21 protein-coding genes are annotated in these 22,028 nt (G+C 60.4%); 10 read left to right on the top strand and 11 right to left on the bottom strand.

Annotation, left to right across the window (positions count from 1 at the left end; all coding sequences use genetic code 11):
* Nucleotides 1-21: 21 nt before the first annotated feature.
* From hpaD to BT116_RS24560, 4 genes are all read right to left on the bottom strand, one after another.
* Nucleotides 22-879, bottom strand: a complete 858-nt coding sequence (hpaD, locus tag BT116_RS24575) for a 3,4-dihydroxyphenylacetate 2,3-dioxygenase (RefSeq protein WP_072347818.1) — start codon at nt 877-879, stop codon at nt 22-24.
* Nucleotides 880-1,098: 219 nt separating this feature from the next.
* Entirely contained in the window at nt 1,099-2,559 is a 1,461-nt protein-coding gene (gene hpaE, locus BT116_RS24570; RefSeq protein ID WP_072347816.1) for a 5-carboxymethyl-2-hydroxymuconate semialdehyde dehydrogenase, read from the bottom strand.
* A 5-nt stretch (nt 2,560-2,564) separates the two neighbouring features.
* On the bottom strand, nt 2,565-3,335 hold the full coding sequence (locus BT116_RS24565) for a fumarylacetoacetate hydrolase family protein (RefSeq protein ID WP_072347814.1): 771 nt from the start codon (nt 3,333-3,335) through the stop codon (nt 2,565-2,567).
* Nucleotides 3,332-4,009: a fumarylacetoacetate hydrolase family protein gene (locus BT116_RS24560; RefSeq protein WP_072347813.1), complete on the bottom strand. Its 678-nt coding sequence runs from the start codon at nt 4,007-4,009 to the stop codon at nt 3,332-3,334. The genes BT116_RS24565 and BT116_RS24560 overlap by 4 nt, the downstream gene beginning before the upstream one ends.
* Before the next feature lie 186 nt (nt 4,010-4,195).
* Here BT116_RS24560 and hpaA point away from each other — a divergent pair, with 186 nt between their 5' ends.
* A complete protein-coding gene (hpaA, locus tag BT116_RS24555; protein ID WP_072347811.1) occupies nt 4,196-5,101 on the top strand; it encodes a 4-hydroxyphenylacetate catabolism regulatory protein HpaA in 906 nt (301 codons plus the stop codon).
* 62 nt (nt 5,102-5,163) lie between these two features.
* Nucleotides 5,164-5,586, top strand: coding sequence for a homoprotocatechuate degradation operon regulator HpaR (hpaR, locus tag BT116_RS24550; protein ID WP_072347809.1), 423 nt, complete (start codon nt 5,164-5,166; stop codon nt 5,584-5,586).
* A 74-nt stretch (nt 5,587-5,660) separates the two neighbouring features.
* Here the strand turns inward: hpaR and BT116_RS31530 are convergent, their stop codons facing one another.
* Complete coding sequence (locus BT116_RS31530) at nt 5,661-6,245, bottom strand: hypothetical protein (RefSeq protein ID WP_256572607.1); 585 nt, start codon at nt 6,243-6,245, stop codon at nt 5,661-5,663.
* A gap of 155 nt (nt 6,246-6,400) precedes the next feature.
* Here BT116_RS31530 and BT116_RS24540 point away from each other — a divergent pair, with 155 nt between their 5' ends.
* Genes BT116_RS24540 through BT116_RS24530 form a run of 3 tightly spaced genes read left to right on the top strand, consistent with a single transcriptional unit; the run spans nt 6,401 to nt 9,308 of the window.
* Nucleotides 6,401-6,961 (top strand): TRAP transporter small permease, encoded by a 561-nt coding sequence (locus BT116_RS24540; RefSeq protein ID WP_072347805.1) that lies wholly within the window; start codon nt 6,401-6,403, stop codon nt 6,959-6,961.
* Nucleotides 6,958-8,238: a TRAP transporter large permease subunit gene (locus BT116_RS24535; protein WP_072347803.1), complete on the top strand. Its 1,281-nt coding sequence runs from the start codon at nt 6,958-6,960 to the stop codon at nt 8,236-8,238. Before BT116_RS24540 ends, BT116_RS24535 begins: the two co-directional genes overlap by 4 nt.
* Before the next feature lie 50 nt (nt 8,239-8,288).
* Nucleotides 8,289-9,308, top strand: a complete 1,020-nt coding sequence (locus BT116_RS24530; RefSeq protein WP_072347801.1) for a TRAP transporter substrate-binding protein — start codon at nt 8,289-8,291, stop codon at nt 9,306-9,308.
* A gap of 154 nt (nt 9,309-9,462) precedes the next feature.
* Here the strand turns inward: BT116_RS24530 and BT116_RS24525 are convergent, their stop codons facing one another.
* Nucleotides 9,463-10,254, bottom strand: a complete 792-nt coding sequence (locus tag BT116_RS24525) for a transporter substrate-binding domain-containing protein (RefSeq protein WP_072347799.1) — start codon at nt 10,252-10,254, stop codon at nt 9,463-9,465.
* Between the two features lie 92 nt (nt 10,255-10,346).
* Nucleotides 10,347-10,997 (bottom strand): TetR/AcrR family transcriptional regulator, encoded by a 651-nt coding sequence (locus BT116_RS24520; protein WP_072347797.1) that lies wholly within the window; start codon nt 10,995-10,997, stop codon nt 10,347-10,349.
* Between the two features lie 141 nt (nt 10,998-11,138).
* Here BT116_RS24520 and BT116_RS24515 point away from each other — a divergent pair, with 141 nt between their 5' ends.
* The gene (locus tag BT116_RS24515) at nt 11,139-12,368 is read left to right on the top strand and encodes an arabinose transporter (protein WP_072347795.1); all 1,230 of its coding nucleotides are present in this window, start codon (nt 11,139-11,141) and stop codon (nt 12,366-12,368) included.
* 59 nt (nt 12,369-12,427) lie between these two features.
* Entirely contained in the window at nt 12,428-13,297 is an 870-nt protein-coding gene (locus tag BT116_RS24510; protein WP_072347793.1) for an SDR family oxidoreductase, read from the top strand.
* A gap of 35 nt (nt 13,298-13,332) precedes the next feature.
* Here the strand turns inward: BT116_RS24510 and BT116_RS24505 are convergent, their stop codons facing one another.
* Nucleotides 13,333-13,965, bottom strand: a complete 633-nt coding sequence (locus BT116_RS24505) for a response regulator (RefSeq protein ID WP_024619432.1) — start codon at nt 13,963-13,965, stop codon at nt 13,333-13,335.
* A 31-nt stretch (nt 13,966-13,996) separates the two neighbouring features.
* Entirely contained in the window at nt 13,997-15,358 is a 1,362-nt protein-coding gene (locus BT116_RS24500; protein WP_072347791.1) for a cache domain-containing protein, read from the bottom strand.
* Nucleotides 15,359-15,672: 314 nt separating this feature from the next.
* Here BT116_RS24500 and BT116_RS24495 point away from each other — a divergent pair, with 314 nt between their 5' ends.
* From BT116_RS24495 to yjiA, 3 genes are all read left to right on the top strand, one after another.
* On the top strand, nt 15,673-17,733 hold the full coding sequence (locus BT116_RS24495) for a carbon starvation CstA family protein (protein WP_072347789.1): 2,061 nt from the start codon (nt 15,673-15,675) through the stop codon (nt 17,731-17,733).
* A 15-nt stretch (nt 17,734-17,748) separates the two neighbouring features.
* Complete coding sequence (locus BT116_RS24490) at nt 17,749-17,946, top strand: YbdD/YjiX family protein (protein WP_003201656.1); 198 nt, start codon at nt 17,749-17,751, stop codon at nt 17,944-17,946.
* Nucleotides 17,947-18,433: 487 nt separating this feature from the next.
* Nucleotides 18,434-19,402 (top strand): GTPase, encoded by a 969-nt coding sequence (gene yjiA, locus BT116_RS24485; RefSeq protein ID WP_072347787.1) that lies wholly within the window; start codon nt 18,434-18,436, stop codon nt 19,400-19,402.
* A gap of 140 nt (nt 19,403-19,542) precedes the next feature.
* On the opposite strand, the gene BT116_RS24480 is transcribed toward yjiA, so the two are convergent.
* Both BT116_RS24480 and glyA read right to left on the bottom strand, forming a co-directional pair.
* Nucleotides 19,543-20,073: a hypothetical protein gene (locus tag BT116_RS24480; protein ID WP_072347785.1), complete on the bottom strand. Its 531-nt coding sequence runs from the start codon at nt 20,071-20,073 to the stop codon at nt 19,543-19,545.
* A 228-nt stretch (nt 20,074-20,301) separates the two neighbouring features.
* Nucleotides 20,302-21,555 (bottom strand): serine hydroxymethyltransferase, encoded by a 1,254-nt coding sequence (glyA, locus tag BT116_RS24475; RefSeq protein ID WP_072347783.1) that lies wholly within the window; start codon nt 21,553-21,555, stop codon nt 20,302-20,304.
* Nucleotides 21,556-22,028: the final 473 nt, after the last annotated feature.

The following is a 22,028-nucleotide window of genomic DNA, read 5'->3' as shown; positions in this document are numbered from 1 at the left end:
CTTGCCGCTTGCAGCTGCTGTTCAGACTGGAAAAATGGCGTTGATCTGTCCGGTGCCGGAGCTGCCGAAAGGCTCGGTGATGATTTCGGCAGGCTTGTCGTAGTCCGGCCCGCCGAGCAACCCCAGCAGCATCGCCGTGTCATGCATCTTGCCTTCGCCGAAGCAGTGTTCGGCGTAGTCCGGGAGCATGGCGCAGAACTCTTTCCAGCGGCCCTGGCGCCACATCTCGACGACGTGCAGGTCGACCTGTTTGTCGAACTCCCGCGTCCAGTTGTGGATGTTGGCTTCAGCGTTGCGATCGTCGGAGAAACGGTGCGACAGCGAGCCGGACGCGAGCACCAGGACCTTGCGGTCGCTTTTTTCGATGGCCCGGCGCACGGCGGCGCCGAAGGTGAAGCTATCTTGCAGGCGGTGCCAGGCGCACCAGGCAGCAATCGAAACGACGTCGAATTTCTGGTCCTGCGGGACGTCCATGTGCATGTAGCGCATCGGCACCAGCGTGCCGTATTCCAGTTCAAGACTTGGGATGTTGTGGGCCAGGGTGCGCACATCGGCGGCATTGGCCTCGGCGGCGATCAGTTCGCCCAGTTCCGGGGCGCCTGAGTATTCGTACTCCATGTTCTTGATGAAGTGAGGCAGCTCGTTGCTGGTGTAGATGCCCTTGAAGTGCGCGCCGCTGTTGATGTGATAGGCGCTGTTGACCAGCCAGTGCACGTCGAACACCACGGCGGTGTCGGCCCCCAGCTCACGGGCGCGACGGCCGATTTCCTTGTGGCCGGCAATCGCGGCGGCGCGGCAACCGTGGTGCTTGCCGGGCAGCTCCGACAGGTACATCGAGGGAACGTGGCAGATTTTCGCAGCCAGGACGACTTCGCCCATGATGATTCTCCTGAAAAGATTGTTCTTGTTGGATCTTGGATAATCGGTGAATCGGGTCTTGCTTGTGTTGGAGCTTTTGTGGCGAGGGGATTTATCCCCGCTGGGCTGCGTAGCAGCCCCAATATTTGAGAAGTCGGTGTGCCAGGTCTACCGAGGGGGCCGCTTCGCGCCCCAGCGGGGATAAATCCCCTCGCCACAGGGTTCATCACTTACCTTGGGTTAAACACCCCATCGCGGTATGTGATGACTGCCCATGGAGATGCAAACGTTCTTGATCTCGGCAAACACTTCAAAGCTGTACTGTCCGCCTTCGCGGCCGGTTCCGGAACCCTTCACGCCGCCGAAAGGCTGGCGCAGGTCGCGCACGTTCTGGCTGTTGATGAACACCATGCCGGCCTCGATGCCATGGGCCAGGCGATGGGCCTTGCCAATGTCCTGGGTCCAGATGTACGAAGCCAGGCCATATTCGGTGTCGTTGGCCAGTTGCAGGGCCTCTGCTTCATCCTTGAACGGGATCAGGCACACCACCGGGCCGAAGATTTCTTCCTGGGCGATGCGCATTTTGTTGTTGACGTCGGCGAACACCGTCGGCTGGATGAACTGGCCGCGGCTCAGGTGGGCAGGCAAATTGGCCGGACGCTCCAGGCCTCCGGCCAGGAGCGTGGCGCCTTCTTCTAGGCCGATCTTGATGTAGCCGGTGACCTTGTCGTAATGGGCCTGGGTGATCATCGAACCGACCTGGGTCTTCGGGTCCTGCGGATCACCGACGATCAGGCGCTTGGCGCGGGCCGCGAACTCGGCCACGAACTGCGGGTAGACGCTTTCCTGGATGAAGATCCGACTGCCGGCGGTGCAGCGTTCGCCATTGAGGGAAAAAATCGTGAACAGCGCGGCGTCGAGGGCGCGTTCCAGGTCAGCGTCTTCGAAAATCAGTACCGGCGACTTGCCGCCCAGTTCCATCGAGTACTTTTTCAACCCGGCGGTCTGCATGATTTTCTTGCCGGTGGCGGTGCCGCCGGTGAAGGAGATCGCCCGTACATCCGGGTGGCGCACCAGCGCGTCGCCGGCGGTGGCGCCGTAGCCTTGGATCACGTTCAATACGCCATTGGGAATGCCGGCCTCGACGGCCAGGCGCCCCAACTCGTTGGCGGTCAGCGGCGACAGCTCGGACATCTTCAGCACGGCCGTGTTGCCCAGGGCCAGGCACGGCGCCGTTTTCCAGGTCGCGGTCATGAACGGTACGTTCCAGGGCGATACCAGCGCGCAGACACCCACCGGTTGGTACAGGGTGTAGTTGAGCATCTGGTCGTCGACCGGGTAGGTATGGCCGTCCATTCGCGTGCAGACTTCAGCAAAGAAATCGAAGTTGTGGGAGGCCCGCGGGATCAGCACGTTCTTGGTCTGGTGGATCGGCAAGCCGGTGTCGAGGGTTTCCAGTTCGGCCAGTTTCGGTACGTTCTGCTCGATCAACTCACCGAGCTTGCGCATCAGCCGGGCACGTTCCTTGGCCGGGGTATTGGCCCATTTCGGAAACGCTTGCTTGGCTGCCGCGACCGCTTGGGCGACTTCCTCGGCGCCGCCGCTGGCGACTTCGCCGATGGCCTCGCCGGTGGCGGGGTTGTAGTTGACGAAGACGTCTTTGCTTTCGACCTCACGGCCGTCGATCCAGTGTTTGATCATGCTGCTCAAGCCTCTTTACGGGATGCGAAGAACTCGGCTTCGCTGACAATTCGATTGACCAGGCGACCGACGCCTTCCACTTCCACCACCACTTCATCACCGGGCACCACGTCGGCCAGGCCTTCCGGCGTGCCGGTGGCGATCATGTCGCCGGGCTGCAAGGTCATGAAGCTGGACAGGTATTCGATCAGGTACGGGATATCGAAAATCATGTCCTTGGTGCTGCCTTCCTGGCGCAGTTCGCCATTGATCCAGGTGCGCAGCGTCAGGTTGCCCGGGTCCGGTACATCGGCCACATCGACGATCCATGGGCCGATGGGGGTGGTGGCATCACGGTTCTTCACCCGTAGGTTGGGGCGGTAGTAGTTTTCCAGGTAATCGCGGATCGCGTAGTCGTTGCACACGGTGTAGCCGGCCAGGTATTCCAACGCATCCTCGCGCTTGACGTTGCGCGCGGCTTTGCCGATGACCGCCACCAGCTCGCACTCGTAATGCATGTAGGCGACGTTATCGGGACGCCAGGTCACTTGGTTATGGCCGGTGTAGGTGCCGGGCGACTTGATGAACGCCAGGGGCTCGGTCGGTGGCTTGAACGCCAGTTCGGCGGCGTGATCGGCATAGTTCAGGCCCAAGGCGAACATGCTGCCGGTGGCCGGTGGCAGCCACTGGACCTGGTCCTCGGCCAGCAGGCGACCGTCCGCCAGGCGTATTGCGTTGTGAGCTTCAACGGTGACGGCTTGATCCTGGCCTTCAAAACGAATGCGCGCGTGTTTCATGAACCTGCTCCTGTTTCCTCGGCCACGATGATATTGACCAGACGGCCCAGGCCGCTGATCTCCACTTCGACACGGTCACCGGGCAGTACGTCGACCCGGCCTTCAGGCGTGCCGGTGATCAGCACGTCGCCAGCATGCAAGGTCATGAACTCGCTGATCTCGGCGATCAGTTGGGGAATGTTGCGAACGAAGTTGGCCGTGCTGTTCTGCTGGCGAACCTCGCCGTTGACGTACAGCGTGATCGCCAGGCTGTGAGGGTCGGACACCTGAGTGGTGGGCACCAGTTCCGGGCCCATGGCGCAGAAGCCGTCCCGGCACTTGGCCTTGACGGCGGGGCGGTAATAGCTGTCTTCCGGGAGGCTGAATTCATTGATGATGGTGTAGCCGGCCACGTAGTCCAGGGCTTCGGCGGCACTGACGCGACTGGCTGACTTGCCCATGACCACGCCAAGCGCCGGCCCTGGTTGCAGTGTTTCTCTGCGACCGGGGTGAACCACCTCGGCACCGTGCCAGTTGCGGGTGTTGGGGGTCTTGATGAACAGCACGGGCTTGAGCGGCGGTTTTTGGTAGGGCGGTTGCTCGAACTCGGCGAGGCGCTGTTTCAGCAGCCCCTGGTAGTTCAGCGCGACCCCGAACAGGGTGCCGGTCGCGACGTCATGCAGGGCTCGGCTCATGCTTGTCTCCTGGCGATGCAGAGGGTGAGGGCTCTGCGGTTATTGTTAATGTGTTAACAGTTATAATTAAGATGTTAACTATCGTCAAGCGTGACAGAATGAGCGGGCACTGGTTGCCTTGCCGGATTCGGTGCAGGATGAATGCGGTAGGTACCTGGACCAGAATAAGAAAATGAGTACTGCGTGATGACTGACCGTCAGCCGATCCCCAACATCAACATTGGTCAGGTGTACGACCAGCGCTATAGCGATGCCGAAGTGCATTACGACCGACTCGCCAACCTGGCGGGTTTTTTCGGTCGCAACATGCCGGTTCATCGTCACGACCGGTTCTTCCAGGTGCACTACGTCAAGAGCGGCACCGTGCGCGTCTATCTCGATGACCAGCAGTACGTCGAATCCGGCCCGATGTTCTTCCTCACGCCACCGACCATTCCCCATTCCTTCGTGACCGAGGCCGACAGTGACGGGCATGTGCTGACGGTGCGCCAGCAATTGGTGTGGCAGTTGATCGACGCCGACCCGAGCCTGGCGCCTGCGGGCGTGCAAATGCCGGCGGCCTGCGTAGCGCTGGGGCAATTGGGGCCTGGGCAGGCAGGGGAGGTGCGGCGGTTGGAGTACCTGTTCGAGGAGTTGAGCGAGGAGGTGACGGCCGGGCGCCCGGGGCGCAGCGCAACACTGGACGCGTTGACGCGGCTGATCATGATCAGCCTGCTGCGGTTATGTTCCAACTCCCTGGAGGCCAGGCCGGCCCGGCATGAAGACCTGAAGATCTTTCACCGCTTCAACGAGTTGATCGAGGCCCACTACCTGCAGCATTGGCCGTTATCGCGCTACGCCGAAGGCATCGGCGTGACCGAGGCGCGCCTCAATGACGTGTGCCGCCGCATCGCCGACCTGCCTTCCAAGCGCTTGATCATGGAGCGGCTGATGCAGGAGGCCAAGCGCCTGTTGCTGTTCACCGGCAGCTCGGCCAATGAAATCTGCTACCAGCTCGGGTTCAAGGACCCGGCGTATTTCAGTCGGTTTTTCCAGCGTTATGCCCAACTCACGCCGGGGGAGTATCGCCAGCGGCAATCAGGGTTGCGCTGAGCGCTTGCAGCGCTGTGATAGCGACACTAAGCTGCCGACTCGCCCATCTACACAGTTCGAACATGGCTAACCCCAGACCCTCATTGACCCTGACGCTGTTGCAAGCCCGCGAAGCGGCGATGGCTTTTTTTCGACCGGCGCTGAACCAGCATGACCTCACGGAACAACAATGGCGGGTGATCCGCATCCTGCATCAGCAAGGGGAGCTGGAAAGCCATCAACTCGCCCACCAGGCGTGCATCCTCAAGCCGAGCATGACCGGTGTACTCAGTCGCCTGGAGCGTGACGGTCTGGTGCGGCGGCAGAAGTCCAGCCAGGATCAGCGGCGAGTCTTTGTCGGGCTGACCGAGCGCGGCCAGCAGTGCTTCGTGTCCATGAGCGAGGGCATGGAAGGCAACTATCGACGGATCGAAGAGCAGTTTGGCGAGCAAAAGATGGAGCAGTTGCTCGGGTTGCTCAATGAGCTGAAGAACATCAAGCCCTGAGGTTTGAGCCGCAAGCCATGGGTCGCCATCCGCTTCTGTGGCGAGGGAGCAAGCGCCCTCGCCACAGAATCGCTTCACACCGCGCTGCGTTCACGCAACTCCTGCAAGCGATCAGCCCCGCCCTCGGCCAAACGATTCTCGATCAAGCGATCAGAGCCGCCCTCGGCCACACGATTCTGGATCAAACGATCAGACCCGCCTTCAGCCAGTTGATGCGCAGCCTGGGCCGGGGCGCTCTTTGCCGAGGCTGCGTTCGACAGGCCGACGCCGCCAACCAGCGTCAGGGCGATTGCAAGAGACGAAAGTTTCGAGAAGTTGAACATGGTGATTCTCCTTGCGCTTGATTGAGTGGGCCGGTGGTAACGAATGTATTGCTGTCCGGTGATCACAGTTAAACGCGCAGATGTATCGACGGTGTGTGCCGGGAGGGGATGAAATCCATCATTTCGTATCAGGCCGCGTTTCCTATACAAACCGATACAAATCTTGTTGGCGTGGCAGCTCAATGCAATAAAAAACGCCAATTGTCTGGTCGATAATCGCACGCTTTGCAGTGTGCGCCAGCTTGGGATATTGACCAAACTAACCGGGTGGTACATTTTAGCGACAGCTGTCTCGCCCGACGAGGCAAAGACCATAATAAAAATATAGAGGAACACCCATGCCTACCCGAGCAGCGCAAGCTTTCTCCTTGATCCGTCTTTGCAGCGCATCTTCCAGTCTCCCAGGTTCGATCCTATAGCGACCCCATGCTGTTGCGGTTTTATCGCGCCAGTGGTGTGTGGGCGCTCGACAAGCCTCTGAGGCCTTCAAGATGACAAAAGTGGTGAATCTGTATTTCAAGCTGCTCAAGCTACTGATTGTGTTGTGCATGGTCGCGATGATCTTGCTGGTGTTCGGCAATGTGGTGCTGCGTTATGCCTTCAATTCTGGCATCAGTGTGTCGGAGGAGCTGTCGCGCTGGTTCTTCGTCTGGATGATTTTTCTCGGTGCCGTGGTGGCGCTCAAGGACCGTGCTCACCTGGGCATGGACAGCCTGGTCAAGCGCTTGCCGCCGGCAGGCAAGCGTATCTGCCTGGTCATCAGTCATCTTTTGATGTTGTACATCTGCTGGCTGATTTTCAGTGGCAGCTGGCAACAGGCTGCGATCAACCTGAATGTCGTTGCTCCGGCGTCAGGATTGTCCATGGCGCTGTTTTATGGTGCCGGCCTGGTGTTTGGCGCCAGTGCCGCAGCGATCCTGCTTTACGAGCTCTACCTGGCGCTGTTCGGCAAGCTGGGGGATGACGAGTTGGTGATGGTCAAGGACAACGATGCCGAGGCGATCACCCATGACCCCATTGCCCATAACCCTACAAAGAGTACCCGCCCATGACGTTGGTTATTTTCCTCGGGTCTCTGATGGGCAGCATGGCACTGGGCATGCCTATCGCGTTTGCCTTGCTGGTGGTCAGTGTGGCGTTGATGTTCTACCTGGATCTGTTCGACGCGCAGATCATCGCCCAGAACCTGCTCAATGGCGCGGACAGCTTCCCGCTGATGGCTGTGCCGTTCTTCATGTTGGCCGGCGAAATCATGAACGTCGGCGGCCTGTCCAAACGCATCGTCAATATTGCCATGGCGCTGGTGGGGCATAAGCGCGGAGGCCTGGGTTACGTGGCGATCATCGCTTCCTGCCTGTTGGCGTCGCTCTCCGGTTCGGCCGTGGCCGATGCGGCGGCACTGGCGGCTTTGTTGGTGCCGATGATGGTGCTGGCCGGGCACAACCGAGGGCGCTCGGCCGGTCTGATCGCCGCCGGTAGCATCATCGCACCGGTCATTCCGCCGAGCATTGGTTTCATCGTCTTTGGCGTGGCGTCCGGGGTGTCGATTTCCAAGCTGTTCCTGGCCGGTATCGTGCCGGGCCTGATGCTGGGGGCTTCGCTGGCCGTTGCCTGGTGGTACATCTCCCGCAGCGAGAACGTCGAGACGCCGCCCAAGCGTTCCCGTGCCGAAGTGCTGCGCACGTTGCTCGACGGCAGTTGGGCGATGGGCCTGCCCTTGATCATCATCCTGGGCCTCAAGTTCGGCATCTTCACCCCCACGGAAGCCGCCGTGGTCGCGGCGGTCTATTCGCTGTTCGTGTCCCTGGTGATCTACCGGGAAATGAAAGTCAGCCAGTTGTACGAAGTGATCCTGTCTTCGGCAAAGACCACTTCGGTGGTGATGCTGCTGGTGGCGGCGGCCATGGTTTCATCGTGGCTGGTGACCATCGCCGATCTGCCGGGCCAGTTGGCGGAAATGCTGGCGCCCTTCATGGACAACCAGACCCTTCTGTTGCTGGTGATGATGACGCTGATCATCCTGGTGGGGACGGTGATGGACATGACCCCGACCATCCTCATCCTCACCCCGGTGCTGATGCCGGCGGTCATCCAGGCGGGGATCGATCCGGTGTACTTCGGCGTGCTGTTCCTGATCAACACAGCCATCGGCCTGATCACGCCTCCCGTGGGCACGGTGCTCAACGTGGTCTGCGGGGTGGCGAAGCTGGATTTCGAAGAAATCGTGCGCGGGGTGTGGCCGTTCATGTTTGCGCAGTTTGTGGTGCTGTTCTTGTTGGTCCTGTTTCCGCAATTGGTCCTGGGACCGTTGAAATTCTTCACCGGATAACACCGGTGCTGGCTAGCTCGACCTTAAAACAATAATGATCGGAGAGTGACATGGGACAACTGATGAAAACCCTGTTGGCCGGGGCGTGCGCAACGGGACTGCTGCTGGGTAGCGTGGCCAGTCACGCAGATGAAATCCGCGAACGCACCTTGCGATTCGCCTTCCAGAACGTCAAGGAGCATCCGCAAGGCCAGGGCGCGCAGAAGTTCGCCGACCTGCTCAGCGAAAAGAGCGGTGGCAAGATCAAGGTCCGCCTGTTCCCAGGCGGTACGCTGGGCGGTGATGTACAAACGGTGTCGGCGTTGCAGGGCGGCACGCTGGACATCACCGTGCTCAACTCCGGCATCCTGGCCGCCCAGGCACCGGATTACGCCATGCTCGATTTCCCGTTCCTGTTCAACGACGTCGAGGAAGCCCATGCGGTCATCGATGGGCCGGTCGGACAGAAACTGGCCGCGCAACTGGACAGCAAAGGGCTGGTCGCGCTGGGTTATTGGGACCTGGGTTTTCGTAACCTGACCAACAGCAAGCACCCGGTGACCAAGCTTGAAGACATGCAGGGCTTGAAGATTCGCGTGATCCAGTCGCCGATCTACCTGGAGACCTTCTCCGCCCTGGGGGCCAACCCGGTGCCGATGGCGTTTCCCGAGGTCTACACGGGCCTTGAGCAGCACACCATCGACGGTCAGGAAAACCCGTTCACCGTGATTGAGGGCAACAAGTTCTACGAGGTGCAGAAGTATCTCTCCGTCACGGGCCACATCTTCAACCCGCAGTCGCTGATCATCAGCCAGAAAACCTGGAACCGCCTCAACGACGATGAGAAGGCGATGATTCGCTCGGCTGCCACTGAGGCGCAGAAGTTCCAGCGTGAAGTCACGGCGGCGAGCATGGACAAGGCCAAGGTGACGTTGGCCGGTGCCATGACCGTGAACGAAGTCACCCCGGCGGAGAAAGATCGCTTTCGTGAGCGGGTCAAACCGGTAGTCGACAAGTTCGCCAAATCCTTGGATGGCGACCTGGTGAAGACGATGTATGAGGAAATCGCCAAGGTGCGCGCGGCACAGTGAGGCGGATGGGCCTGTCCGGGGCAGACCCCGTCACAGGCCCCCTGTGGGAGCTTGCTCGCGATTGCAGTGTGTCAGTCGACATCAATGTGGCTGACCTGACGCCATCGCGAGCGAGCTCGCTCCCACAGGTTTTTTTTGTTTTCTCAGCGAACGGTCATTGGGCGGCGGGAACGGCCAGCCACTGCCCAATCACTTTCTGGTAGCTGCCATTGGCCTTGCTCAAGTGCAACCACTGATCGACGTACATCTTCCAGGTGTTGTCATCCCGAGGCAGCAGGTAGGCCTTCTCGCCATATTGCAGGTAGCGGGTCGGGTTGACCGCGCACAGGCCAGGCTTGAGTTTTTGCTGGTAGAGCGCTTCTGACGCGTCGGTAATCATCACGTCGGCCTTCTTGTCCAGCAGTTGCTGGAAGATGGTCACGTTGTCGTGGAAGTTCAACTGGCCGTTGGGCAGGAACGCCCGGACGAAGGCTTCGTTGGTGCCGCCGGCCGGCTCGACAAGACGCACCGAAGGCTGGTTCATCTGCTCGAGGGTCTGGTAGCGCTCCTTGTCTTCGCAACGCACCAGCGGGATCTTGCCATCCACGTCCAGGGTGTTACTGAAATAGGCTTTCTTCTGGCGCTCCAGCGTCACCGAAATCCCACCCATGCCGATGTCGCATTGACCGGCAACCATATCCGGCATCAGGGTTTTCCAGGTGGTCTGCACCCATTGCACCTTGACGCCCAGGCTGGCGGCCAGCGAGCGCGCCATGTCGATGTCGATGCCTTCGTATTCGCCGGTTTCGGTTTTAAAGGTATAGGGCTTGTAGTCGCCGGTGGTGCACACCTTCAGTTCGCCGCGTTGCAGGACCTGGTCCAGTAGCGAAGGTGTCGGTTCGGCCAAGGCGCCGCAAGAGAGCGCCAGCAGGCCACAGAACGTCATCGAGCTTGTTATGGTTTTCATCGTGAGGGGACGTCTCGTAGCGGAGGGAAACAAGATCGGGGAGTGTAGTAAAAGTGTTGGCAGGCTGTCACTGGAGCATGGCTGACGAACCGTCAGCAGGTAGCGGTCTCAAGGGGGCGCTGCAAGCTTGCCAGGTAGGCGCAGAACATATCGGCCATGGCATCGCTGTAGATGGCAATGTCCGAAGGAGAGCGGGGCGCTGATGAGAAGCGCTTACCCACGGCACTGAGCGTGCTGATGACCAGGTCACCTGCCAGGGTGCGGGTTTGTGCCGGGGCGTCTGGCAATGCTTGCAGCATGAAAGCATCCACCGACTGCTGCACCGACATCCGCGCGGCCTGGTGCTCGGGAGCGTCGCGGTAGAGCGGGGCGGCGTCGTTGAGGGCAACGCGTATCTGGGCTTCGTCACATTCGGACTGGATGAACGCCTGCACCAGGGTACGCAGGCGCTCGAAGGGCGGCTTGAGGTTGTCTTCAAGAATCTCGCGCAGCATGTCGCTGGTTTGTCGCCATTCATCACTTTGCAGGCGGAACAGGATCGCCGCTTTGTTCGGGAAGTACTGGTACACCGAGCCAACGCTCACGCCAGCTCGCTCGGCAACCCTGGCCACCGTGAAGCGTGCCGCGCCCTGGGTCGCCAGAACCTGAACAGCCGCTTGCAGAACCGCGGCGACGAGCTCGGTGGAGCGTGCCTGTTGCGGCTGTTTACGCGAGGAAATCTGCGGGCTTGAGCGTTCGGACATGTGGGCATGAACCTCGGCAGGGAATGCGAATAGGAAAGGCGACGGATTGTTCGTATCTTGAATGCGACGAATTGATCGCATTTTAGTCGGCGTCACCGGCAGCGTTCAACGTCATATCGCATCCTTTCCGTGGGTAGGGTTATGACACAAGACAATATTCATCTCGGCGTTACTTCGGCGCCTAAGGCAGCCGTCGAGACCAATCCGGTCCTCAAGCTGTCGCCGCTCACTCTGACCGTATTCATCGGCTTCCTCACGATCGGTATGCAGTTGCCTGTCTTGCCCCTTCATCTGCACGATGCGCTGGGCATGGGCACGCTGGTGATTGGCCTGGTGGTCGGGGCGCAGTTCGCCGCTGCGCTGTTGTCACGGGCCTGGGCCGGCAACTTTGCCGACATGTGCGGTGGGAAACGCGCGGTCATGACCGGGCTGGTGACAGCCGTGGTTTCAGGACTGGTCTATCTGCTTTCCCTGGCGTTCGTTGCTGCGCCAGTCACGTCGGTCTGGCTCTTGTCGGGCGGTCGGGTGCTGCTGGCAATTGGCGAAAGCCTCATTGTCACCGGTGCGCTGGGGTGGGGCATCGGCCTGGTGGGCGCGCAGCATGCCGGCAAGGTCATGGCCTGGAATGGCATCGCCATGTACGGCGCCTATGCCCTGGGCGCTCCGCTTGGCGTGGCGTTGAATGGCGGCTGGGGATTCACGGGCATTGCCATGGCCTCGATGTTCATTCCTCTGTTGGCCTTGGCGATTGTCGCGGGCGTGCGCGCTGTCGCCCCTACGGCGACCCGGCGTACACCGTTCTACACGATGCTCGGTGCTGTATGGGTTCCCGGCATGGGATTGGCGTTTTGCAGCGTCGGCTTTGGTGTCGTCACGGCGTTCATTGCCCTGTTGTTCGCGGCCAGGGATTGGGGCAACGCTTCCTTGGCGTTCACTGCGTTCGGTGTGGCTTTCATCGCTGCTCGCCTGCTTTTCGGGCACCTTCCGGACAAGATTGGCGGCGCTCGCGTCGCGCTGGTCTGCGTATTGATCGAAACCGTTGGGCTGCTGCTGATCTGGAGCGCCGACACCGCGACCATGGCTTATTTGGGGGCGGCTTTCACTGGTTTCGGTTATTCCCTGGCGTTTCCCGGCTTCGGCGTGGAAGCGGTACGGCGTGCGCCACCGCAGGCACGCGGTCTCGCCATGGGGGCCTACGTCGCGTTTCTTGATATTTCCCTGGGCATCACCAGTCCGCTGGCCGGTTTGTTGGCGAGTGGCTGGGGCATGGGTGCGGTTTACCTGGGCGGCGCCATTGCCGTTGGGCTGTCTTTCGGGGTGGCCCTGATGTTGCTGAGAGGACGGCAAGCACACGTTCAATACAAATTCTGAGTCTTCGATGGGTTATAGAAGATTTTCGGTCTCGGTTTTTTAGTACAGGAGCGTTGCATATGCACGTATTCGTTACCGGTGCCACGGGCTGGGTTGGGGCGTCCGTGGTACAGGATCTGATCGCCGCCGGGCATCGGGTCACGGGCCTGGCCCGATGCGAAGAAAAAGGCGCGACACTGGCTGCGACAGGCGCGAAGGTGATTTCAGGCACTTTGGATGATCTCGAGATCTTGCACAGCGTCGCCTCGACGGCGGACGCGGTGATTCACACGGCGTTCAATCATGACTTCTCGCGATTTGCCGAAAATGCCCAACAGGACCGCCGCGCCATCGAAACGTTGGGCGATGCGTTGCAAGGCTCTGACCGGCCGTTGCTGGTGACGTCTGGGCTGTTTGGATTGACGCGGGGCGCGAGTGAACTGGAAGTGGTGAGCCCGGCCTCGCCCCGCAAGTCCGAAGCCGCCGCCCGGGACTTGGCCGAGCGTGGGGTGCGTGTGGCGACGGTGCGACTGGCGCCCTCGGTCCATGGCCTCGGCGACCATGGGTTCGTGCCGATCCTGATTCGCCTGGCCCGGGAGACAGGCGTTTCGGCCTATCTCGGGGACGGCGTCCATTGTTGGTCGGGCGTGCATCGACTGGACGCCGCACGGGTCTATCGGCTGGCGCTGGAGCAGGGCGTGACGCAATCCGTCTACCACGCCGTCGCCGACGAGGCCGTGCCGTTCAAGGACATTGCCCAGGCGATCGGTCGTGGCCTGGGGTTGCCGGTGGAATCCCGCGAGCGTGAGCATTTCGGCTGGTTCGCCCACATGGCGGGCGCGAACATGGCAGTGTCCAGCGCGTACACCCGTGCCTTGCTGGGCTGGACGCCAAGCGGCCCAGGTTTGTTGGATGATCTTGCGTTGCCGGGTTATTACCACGCCGATTGAAATGAATGACCTGTGGCGAGGGAGCGGTGTGGGGCCTAGCGGGAAATGATCCCGTGGTCGATCGCGTATTTCACCAGGGCCGCGGGCTTGTCGATGTTCAGCTTGCGGCGGATGCTCAGGCGATGGGTTTCGACGGTGCGTACGCTGATGTCCAGTTCACGGGCCATTTCCTTGTTGTTCAGGCCCTGGACCATTTTGTACAGCACCTGGCTTTCCCGCGGCGTCAGCTCATTGTCGGTGTGCGGGTCGGTGGCGAGCCGCTGGGCGATCTCGGCACTGTAGAAGGTGCCGCCGCTGATGATGGCTTCGATGGCCGCGATGATTTCCCGCGATGGCGCGTTCTTGAGCACGTAGCCGCTGGCGCCGGAACGCACGGACTCGCTCACGTACTCATAATTGTCGTACATGCTGAGGATCAGGATCTTGAGGCTGGGGTATTGCTTGCCCAGCAGCCGGGTCAGTTCGAGTCCGTTCTTATCCTTGAGGCCGATGTCCATCAGCAGCAGGTCCGGTTGGCAGCGACCGACCATTTCGATCGCTTGCGCACCGTTCTCGGCTTCGCCCACCACATCCAGTTGCGGCATCACCGACAGCAGAGCCCTGATGCCGTCGCGGACCAGGGAATGGTCATCGACCAGGGCGACGCGAATCACGGGAGGCAGGTTCATCGACGAGTGCTCTTGTTGGAGTGGGCGAACATCAGTTTTCAGTGACCGAGAGGTTCATGGGAAGCAGGATGTCCAGTTCGCTGCGGCCCGGCACGGACGTCACTTCCAGGCGTCCGCCGAAATGCTCGACCCGCTCGCGGATATTACGCAGGCCGATGCCGGCATGGCCGCGTTCCACTTGCGGGACGTTGAACCCCATCCCGTCGTCGACCACTGTCAGCCGCAAGGACTGGCTGGAGCCGAACAGGGTAATGCCGACGCTTTTCGCCCCGGCATGGCGCTCGATATTGGTCAGGGCTTCCTGGGCAATGCGGAACAGCGAGACAGGGGCGCCATTTTCCAGGCGGCAATCGAATTCGTTGCTTCGGTAGGACACCTCAAGTCCGCTGCGCTGCTGGAACTCGGTCGCGAGCTGGCCGATGGCGGCGGGCAGGCCCAGGGTGTCGAGCAGGGACGAGCGCAAGTCGTGGGAGATGCTACGGATCTCGCCGATGGCTTCGCCCAGCCGGTCGGTTGCATTCTTGAGGATGCCCAGGCCGTTTTCCTGGCCGTTTTCCAACACATGGCTGGCCAGTTCGAACTGGAATTTTATCGACACCAGCAGTTGGCTGATGCCGTCGTGCAGCTCGCGCGAGACCCGCGAGCGTTCTTCTTCCTGCAAGCTGACGATACGCTGGTTCAGTCGCTGCAGCTTTTTATCGGCCAGGCGATGTTCGCTGACGTTGAGGGTCATGCCGCCGGCAAATACCAGCAGGACCGCCACCAAGGCGATCGCGGCGATGGCTTGCATGGTGCTGTGGATGCCATGGGCGACTTCGTCGCGGGCTTGCTGGGTGGCGCGTTCGACATCCTCCAGGTAAATCCCGGTGCCGAGCATCCAGCCCCATTGATCGAGCATCACGACATAGGCCAGCTTGTCGGTCACCTGGCCGGAGGAGGGCTTGTTCCAGGCGTAGCGCTGGAACCCTTCGCCTGATTCGGCACTCTTGAGCAATGCCTGGATGACCGGCAGGCCGTGGGGGTCCTTCATGTCCCAGAGGTATTGCCCCACCAGTTCCGACTGGCGGGCATGCATGAGGCTGCGGCCCTGGCGGTCATACACGAAAAAATAACCGTTTATGCCGAAGCTAAGCTTGCGCAGTTCTTCCAGGACCTGCTGTTGCGCGCGTTCGTCTCCCCGTCCGTTGTCATACAGCGGGGCGATCAGGCTCTGCGCCATCTCGACATAATTCTTCAGCTCAGCGCGCTTGCTCGCCAGGATGCTGTCTTCGATCAGTTGCGCCTGTTGATCGCCCAACTGGCGATTGAGCGAGATCACCAGGGCACAGATGACCGCGATGGCCAGGACCAGCGGCAAAATCCCGAGGGCGACGATTTTGTGTTTGAGCAGCATCTGTACTCCTGTCCGGACTCGGCGGGGAGGCGAATGGCGGCATCATATGCCAAACCCATGGATGAGGCATAAAACCTGTGGCGCAAGACATGTGGGAGCAAAGCTTGTTCGCGACGCTGGCGTCGCGGTGTATGAAAGACCGTATTGACTCTATCGCGGGCAAGCCTTGCTCCCACAGGGGGAATTGGGGATCTACGTAGTTCTACGGATTTATTTATTGACCGGTTGCAGGGATATTGGGCCGGCTCCGAATAGCCGGGGCACACTATAAAAACAATCGCCGCAATCCACTGGATATCGGCAGGAGACACGCAATGACAACCCGTCTGGTTAAACACCTCGCCTGGTTTGCCGTCGCCGTTCTGGGGGCCTGTGCGTTGAGTGTCGTGGCCTTGCGCCGCGGCGAACCCATCAACGCCCTCTGGATCGTCGTCGCAGCCGTGGCCATCTACTTGGTCGCCTACCGCTACTACAGCCTCTTCATCGCCAACAACGTGATGCAACTCGATGCGCGCCGGGCCACCCCTGCCGTGCTCAACAACGATGGCCTGGACTACGTCCCGACCAACAAACACATTCTCTTCGGCCACCACTTCGCGGCCATTGCCGGCGCGGGGCCGCTGGTCGGGCCGGTGCTGGCGGCGCAGATGGGCTACCTGCCCGGCACGCTGTGGCTGATCGCCGGCGTGGTGCTGGCCGGTGCGGTGCAGGACTTCATGGTCCTGTTCCTGTCCACCCGCCGCAACGGGCGCTCCCTGGGCGACATGGTCCGTGAAGAAATGGGCCGTATCCCTGGCACCATTGCGCTGTTTGGCTGCTTCCTGATCATGATCATCATCCTCGCGGTGTTGGCGCTGATCGTGGTCAAGGCCCTGGCCGAGAGCCCGTGGGGCATTTTCACGGTGATGGCGACCATCCCGATCGCGATGTTCATGGGCCTGTACATGCGCTACATCCGCCCGGGCCGCATCGGTGAAATCTCGGTGATTGGCGTGCTGTTGCTGCTGGGCTCGATCTGGCTGGGCGGGCAGATCGCGGCCGATCCGGTCTGGGCCAAGGCCTTTACCTTCACCGGCATCCAGATCACCTGGATGCTGATCGGCTACGGTTTTGTCGCGGCGGTGCTGCCGGTGTGGCTGATCCTGGCGCCGCGGGACTACCTGTCGACCTTTCTCAAGATCGGCACCATCGTCGCCCTGGCGATCGGCATCCTGGTCACCATGCCCGAGCTGAAAATGCCGGCGCTGACCCAGTTCACCGACGGCACGGGACCGGTGTGGAAGGGCGGGCTGTTCCCGTTCCTGTTCATCACCATCGCCTGCGGCGCGGTCTCGGGGTTCCATGCGCTGATCTCCTCGGGCACCACGCCCAAGCTGCTGGATAACGAAACCAACGCCCGCTACATCGGTTACGGCGGCATGCTGATGGAGTCCTTCGTGGCGATCATGGCCATGGTCGCGGCGTCGGTGATCGAGCCGGGCGTGTACTTCGCCATGAATAGCCCGGCGGCGATCGTCGGCGGTGATGTGGTGGCCGTGGCGCAAACCGTCAGTAGCTGGGGTTTTGCAATCACCCCCGAGGCCCTGCAAGCGGTGGCCAAGGACATCGGCGAGACCACCGTGCTGGCCCGCGCCGGCGGTGCGCCGACCCTGGCGGTCGGTATCGCGCAGATCCTGCACTCGGTGCTGCCGGGTGAGAACACCATGGCGTTCTGGTACCACTTCGCGATCCTGTTCGAAGCGCTGTTCATCCTCACCGCCGTGGACGCCGGCACCCGTGCCGGGCGGTTCATGCTGCAGGACTTGCTCGGCTCGTTCGTGCCGTCGCTCAAGCGCACCGAATCCTGGCCGGCCAACCTGATTGCCACTGCCGGTTGCGTGGCGCTGTGGGGCTACCTGCTGTACCAGGGCGTGATCGATCCGCTGGGCGGCATCAATACCTTGTGGCCGCTGTTCGGCATCTCCAACCAGATGCTGGCCGGTATTGCCCTGATGCTCGCCACCGTGGTACTGATCAAGATGAAGCGCCAGCGCTACGTCTGGGTCACGCTGCTGCCGGCGGCCTGGCTGCTGATCTGCACCACCACCGCGGGCCTGATCAAGCTGTTCGACGCCAACCCGGCGATCGGCTTCCTGGCCCTGGCGCGCAAATACAACGATGCCCTGGCCGCCGGCCAGATCCTGGCCCCGGCCAAGAGCATCGAGCAGATGCAGCACGTGGTGTTCAACGCTTACACCAACGCCACGCTGACGGTGTTGTTCCTGTTCGTGGTCTTCAGCATCCTGTTCTACGCGCTCAAGGTCGGCATCGCCGCCTGGGGCACTAAGGAACGCACGGATAAAGAAGCGCCATTCCAGGCCGTGCCGGACGCTTGATAGGGGATTGCAACGATGTTCAATGACTTGAGTCGCCTCGGTAAATACCTCGGTCAGGCCGCGCGCCTGATGGTCGGCATGCCTGACTACGACAACTACGTCGAGCACATGCAAACCAAGCACCCGGACAAACCGTTGATGGACTACGAGGCGTTCTTCCGCGAACGCCAGGAGGCCCGTTACGGTGGCAAGGGTGGGCCCAAGTGCTGTTGAGTTGAGGCCGCCTCAAACCCCATGTGGGAGTGGGCTTGCCCGCGATGGCGGTGGGTCAGTTACGATCATGTTGACTGACACACCGCCATCGCGAGCAAGCCCGCTCCCACAGTTGTTTTTGGTGTTCTCAAGATTTGCATACGCCACAAATCCCTTGTGGCGAGGGAGCTTGCTCCCGCTGGCGTGCGAAGCAGGCCCCAGCGGTCCTTCAGGCCGACCGTATCAGCCGGTTTGCGACTGCTGCGCAGCCGAGCGGGAGCAAGCTCCCTCGCCACAGGGTGGTTGTCTGGCTTGATTGCGCTGTTGGTTACGGTGGCAAGGCTGGGCCCAAGTGCTGTTGAGTTGAGGTAGCCTCAAACCCATGTGGGAGCGGGCTTGCTCGCGATGGCGGTGGGTCAGTAGCATCGATGTCAACTGACCCGACGCCTTCGTGTGCAGGCTCGCTTCCACAAAACCGCTTCCCTTTCAGGCATCAAGGAGATTCAGTTTGTCCTCTCCCATCCCGGTCACCATCCTCAGCGGCTTCCTCGGCGCCGGCAAGACCACGCTGTTGCGCCATCTGCTCAAGGCCGAGCACGGCCTGAAAATCGCCGTGATCGAGAACGAATTCAGCGATGCCGGTATCGACACCCAACTGCTGGGCGACGAGCCGGTGCAAGTCATGACCCTGGCCAACGGTTGCGTGTGCTGCACCATCCACACCGACCTGACCAAGGCCCTGTATCTGTTGCTCGAGCGGCTGGACAGCGGCGAGATTGCCTTCGATCGCCTGGTCATCGAGTGCACCGGCCTGGCCGACCCAGCGCCGGTGGCCCAGACGTTTTTCATCGATGAGGACCTGCGCGAGCGTTACATCCTCGATGGGATCCTGACCCTGGTGGATGCTGCTCATGCCGATGTCCACCTGACCCAGGCCATCGCCCAGGCCCAGGTTGGATTTGCCGACCGCCTGCTCTTGAGCAAAACCGATCTGGTGGACGCAGCCCTGGTCCAAGCCCTGGGTGAGCGCTTGACGCGCATCAATCGGCGAGCGCCTATCAGGGTGGTGGAACATGGCAAGATCGACCTGGCCGAACTGCTCGATATCCGTGGCTTCAATCTCAATGCGGACCTGGGCGCAGGGTTCAGCTTGCGGCCGGTCGGCAAGGCCACCACGGGCGATCGGATCAGCAGCCTCGTGCTGCGCACTGACAAACCACTGGATATCGAAAAGCTCAGCGAGTTCATGAACCAGTTGCTGGAAGAGCACGGCAAGCAATTGCTGCGCTACAAAGGGGTGCTGAACATCGTCGGCGAACCCCGTCGACTGGTATTCCAGGGCGTACTGAAACTGTACGGTTTCGATTGGGACACCGAATGGGCTCCGGATGAGCCCCGGGAAAGCGTGATCGTATTCATCGCCGACGAACTGCCCGAAGAGAAAATCCGTGCAGGCTTCGATGCCATCCTGCTTTGATGTTCCGCTGCCTGTGGCTTTCAACTTGCCCAAGGTGAGTTGTTAAAGGAGAAACTGCCCACCGTAGAGCCTTGTGGCGAGGGAATATCCTGCGCCACAAGAGCTGTCTGGTTATTTGTCTTTTACGAGATTTACATGCCTTAGTGCAGGCTCAAGATAAAAGTTATCTTTGATTTTTCTTCGGTCTCGGCCAGATAGAGGTACGGCGAACCACGCACTCTTAATCCGCCGACATATTTATGGGTTGCGGTCATGAGTGAGAGGGGGGTGTGCTGGGTGTTGATGTTTTTCCGAGTAATGATGTTGTGTTGTTGGTCAATCAGGATGAAACGCGTCGGGTTGACAGTATCTGGATGTACTGCACCAAGTACTTCAAGCCAACTCTTGCTAATCAGCGTGTTGTAGTATTCCCCGGGGTTTTTCAGGGTCAGGATGTAGCCATTGGGCGTAGGTCGGAAATGCAGCATCAATTGGGTAGAGGCTGTGCCCTGGGCTTCGGCGCGCATGCCGAGTAAATGCGAGTGATCATGGGTTTGCGGTTTGCCGGTAAAGAACCCGCCGCTGAATGAACTGACGGTCGCCATCGCAGGTTTACCATGCAGCGTTTCAAGTAGATTGACGTGGGCATCAAACATGCGAAGTGTTGCATGAAAAGATTTTTCACTGTCCATGTGATAATTGAATCCTGTATTGAGTTAGTAAGTATGAGATGGAGCGAGTGGGATCTTATTCGTTTGTTGGGGGTGGGTGGTATTATCTGTATTGCAGAAAATTAAGTGCGATAACAACCAGTGAATGGTGTAAGGATGAATGGGTAAGTTGGCGTTAACTTTTTAACAGCCCATAAAAAAGGCCCGCCTCGAAGAGGCGGGCCTTTTGGCTACGGTCTGACGGGCTGATTAAGCGCCGTACACCGGCAGCTTCTTGCAAATAGCCTTGACCTTCTCACGCACGGCGTCGATGACCGCTTCGTTGTTCAGGTCCGCCAGGATGTCGCAGATCCAGCCAGCCAGTTCCTTGCACTCGGCTTCCTTGAAACCGCGAGTGGTCACGGCCGGGGTGCCGAAACGCAGACCCGAGGTGACGAACGGAGAGCGTGGGTCGTTTGGCACCGAGTTCTTGTTGACGGTGATGAACGCCTTGCCCAGCGCCGCGTCGGCGTCTTTGCCGGAAATTTCTTGCTTGATCAGCGAGAGCAGGAACAGGTGGTTTTCAGTACCGCCGGACACCACGTCGAAGCCGCGCTCGATGAACACGCCGGCCATGGCCTTGGCATTCTTCACCACTTGTTGCTGGTAAGCCTTGAACTCAGGTTGCAGGGCTTCCTTGAAACAGATCGCCTTGGCTGCGATCACGTGCTCCAGCGGGCCACCCTGGGCGCCCGGGAAGACGGCGGAGTTCAGCTTCTTCTCGATGTCGGCATTGGCGCGCGCCAGGATCAGGCCGCCACGTGGACCGCGCAGGGTCTTGTGGGTGGTGGTGGTGACCACGTCGGCGAATGGCACCGGGTTCGGGTAGACGCCAGCGGCGACCAGACCGGCAACGTGGGCCATGTCGACGAACAGGTAGGCACCGACCTTGTCGGCAATCTCGCGGAAACGCGGGAAGTCGAGGACCTGGGAGTAGGCGGAGAAACCGGCCACGATCATTTTCGGCTTGTGCTCGAGGGCCAAGCGCTCGACTTCGTCGTAGTCGATCAGGCCGTTGCCGTCGATGCCGTACTGGACGGCGTTGTACAGCTTGCCGGAGGAGGAAACGCTGGCACCGTGGGTCAGGTGACCGCCGTGGGCCAGGCTCATGCCCAGGATGGTGTCACCAGCCGACAGCAGCGCCAAGTACACGGCGGAGTTGGCTTGGGAGCCTGCGTGCGGCTGGACGTTGGCGTAATCGGCGCCGAACAGTTGCTTGGCGCGGTCGATGGCCAGTTGCTCGACCACGTCGACGTACTCGCAACCACCGTAGTAACGCTTGCCTGGGTAGCCTTCGGCGTACTTGTTGGTCAGTACCGAGCCTTGAGCTTCCATCACCGCGGGGCTGGTGTAGTTTTCCGAAGCGATCAGCTCAATGTGCTCTTCCTGGCGCTGAGCTTCTTGCTCCATGGCGGCAAAGAGATCGGCGTCGTACTTGGCAATAGTCAAATCACGGCTGAACATGGCGGTCCTCAAGGATCGGGGGCAGAAAAGGGGGGCATTCTACCTCAACCGGTTTTGGAAGGCATATGAAAGGGCGTCATGTCGCGGACGAATGGGATTCACGCGTCATTTTGCGTCGCCTTGGCGGGCCCCATCGCGAGCAAGCTCGCTTGTATGTTTAGACTTGAAGGGGTGGGCGGGACTAAAAGCTCGATTCCGACTCTAGCCAGTACGGACCGTGGGAGACTTCTCGTCCCGCCCTTTCTACCCAAAGCGCCAATAAGGAATTCATCGGTAAGACCGACGATAGAGGCAAGCCAGCGCAAAGGTAGACCCCGACAAGCACCTAAACCCTAGCTCCGAGGATTCGTCATGACAATCCTTACCTCGCCAACGGTTGTTGGCATTGATGTCGCCAAGGCCGAAATAGTTGTTTATCGCTCTGACCTGCAAACCATTGATACCGTCAAGAATGATCGAGCAGCCCTCAAGCG

The organism is Pseudomonas sp. NFACC16-2, assembly GCF_900119205.1.
In the GTDB taxonomy this organism is placed as follows: Bacteria; Pseudomonadota; Gammaproteobacteria; order Pseudomonadales; family Pseudomonadaceae; genus Aquipseudomonas; species Aquipseudomonas fluorescens_Q.
This window is presented reverse-complemented; position numbering and strand designations above follow the sequence as displayed.

Excerpts from the sequence above, each read along its gene's own strand:
- hpaA (WP_072347811.1), top strand. The coding sequence starts at position 4,196 with ATGACTGACCGTCAGCCGATCCCCAACATCAACATTGGTCAGGTGTAC.
- BT116_RS24500 (WP_072347791.1), bottom strand. The coding sequence starts at position 15,358 with ATGCTGCTCAAACACAAAATCGTCGCCCTCGGGATTTTGCCGCTGGTC.
- BT116_RS24495 (WP_072347789.1), top strand. The coding sequence starts at position 15,673 with ATGACAACCCGTCTGGTTAAACACCTCGCCTGGTTTGCCGTCGCCGTT.
- BT116_RS24540 (WP_072347805.1), top strand. The coding sequence starts at position 6,401 with ATGACAAAAGTGGTGAATCTGTATTTCAAGCTGCTCAAGCTACTGATT.
- BT116_RS24510 (WP_072347793.1), top strand. The coding sequence starts at position 12,428 with ATGCACGTATTCGTTACCGGTGCCACGGGCTGGGTTGGGGCGTCCGTG.
- BT116_RS24530 (WP_072347801.1), top strand. The coding sequence starts at position 8,289 with ATGGGACAACTGATGAAAACCCTGTTGGCCGGGGCGTGCGCAACGGGA.
- BT116_RS24490 (WP_003201656.1), top strand. The coding sequence starts at position 17,749 with ATGTTCAATGACTTGAGTCGCCTCGGTAAATACCTCGGTCAGGCCGCG.
- BT116_RS24560 (WP_072347813.1), bottom strand. The coding sequence starts at position 4,009 with ATGAGCCGAGCCCTGCATGACGTCGCGACCGGCACCCTGTTCGGGGTC.
- BT116_RS24505 (WP_024619432.1), bottom strand. The coding sequence starts at position 13,965 with ATGAACCTGCCTCCCGTGATTCGCGTCGCCCTGGTCGATGACCATTCC.
- BT116_RS24535 (WP_072347803.1), top strand. The coding sequence starts at position 6,958 with ATGACGTTGGTTATTTTCCTCGGGTCTCTGATGGGCAGCATGGCACTG.
- hpaE (WP_072347816.1), bottom strand. The coding sequence starts at position 2,559 with ATGATCAAACACTGGATCGACGGCCGTGAGGTCGAAAGCAAAGACGTC.
- BT116_RS24520 (WP_072347797.1), bottom strand. The coding sequence starts at position 10,997 with ATGTCCGAACGCTCAAGCCCGCAGATTTCCTCGCGTAAACAGCCGCAA.
- BT116_RS24525 (WP_072347799.1), bottom strand. The coding sequence starts at position 10,254 with ATGAAAACCATAACAAGCTCGATGACGTTCTGTGGCCTGCTGGCGCTC.
- BT116_RS24515 (WP_072347795.1), top strand. The coding sequence starts at position 11,139 with ATGACACAAGACAATATTCATCTCGGCGTTACTTCGGCGCCTAAGGCA.
- hpaD (WP_072347818.1), bottom strand. The coding sequence starts at position 879 with ATGGGCGAAGTCGTCCTGGCTGCGAAAATCTGCCACGTTCCCTCGATG.
- hpaR (WP_072347809.1), top strand. The coding sequence starts at position 5,164 with ATGGCTAACCCCAGACCCTCATTGACCCTGACGCTGTTGCAAGCCCGC.
- BT116_RS24565 (WP_072347814.1), bottom strand. The coding sequence starts at position 3,335 with ATGAAACACGCGCGCATTCGTTTTGAAGGCCAGGATCAAGCCGTCACC.
- glyA (WP_072347783.1), bottom strand. The coding sequence starts at position 21,555 with ATGTTCAGCCGTGATTTGACTATTGCCAAGTACGACGCCGATCTCTTT.
- BT116_RS24480 (WP_072347785.1), bottom strand. The coding sequence starts at position 20,073 with ATGGACAGTGAAAAATCTTTTCATGCAACACTTCGCATGTTTGATGCC.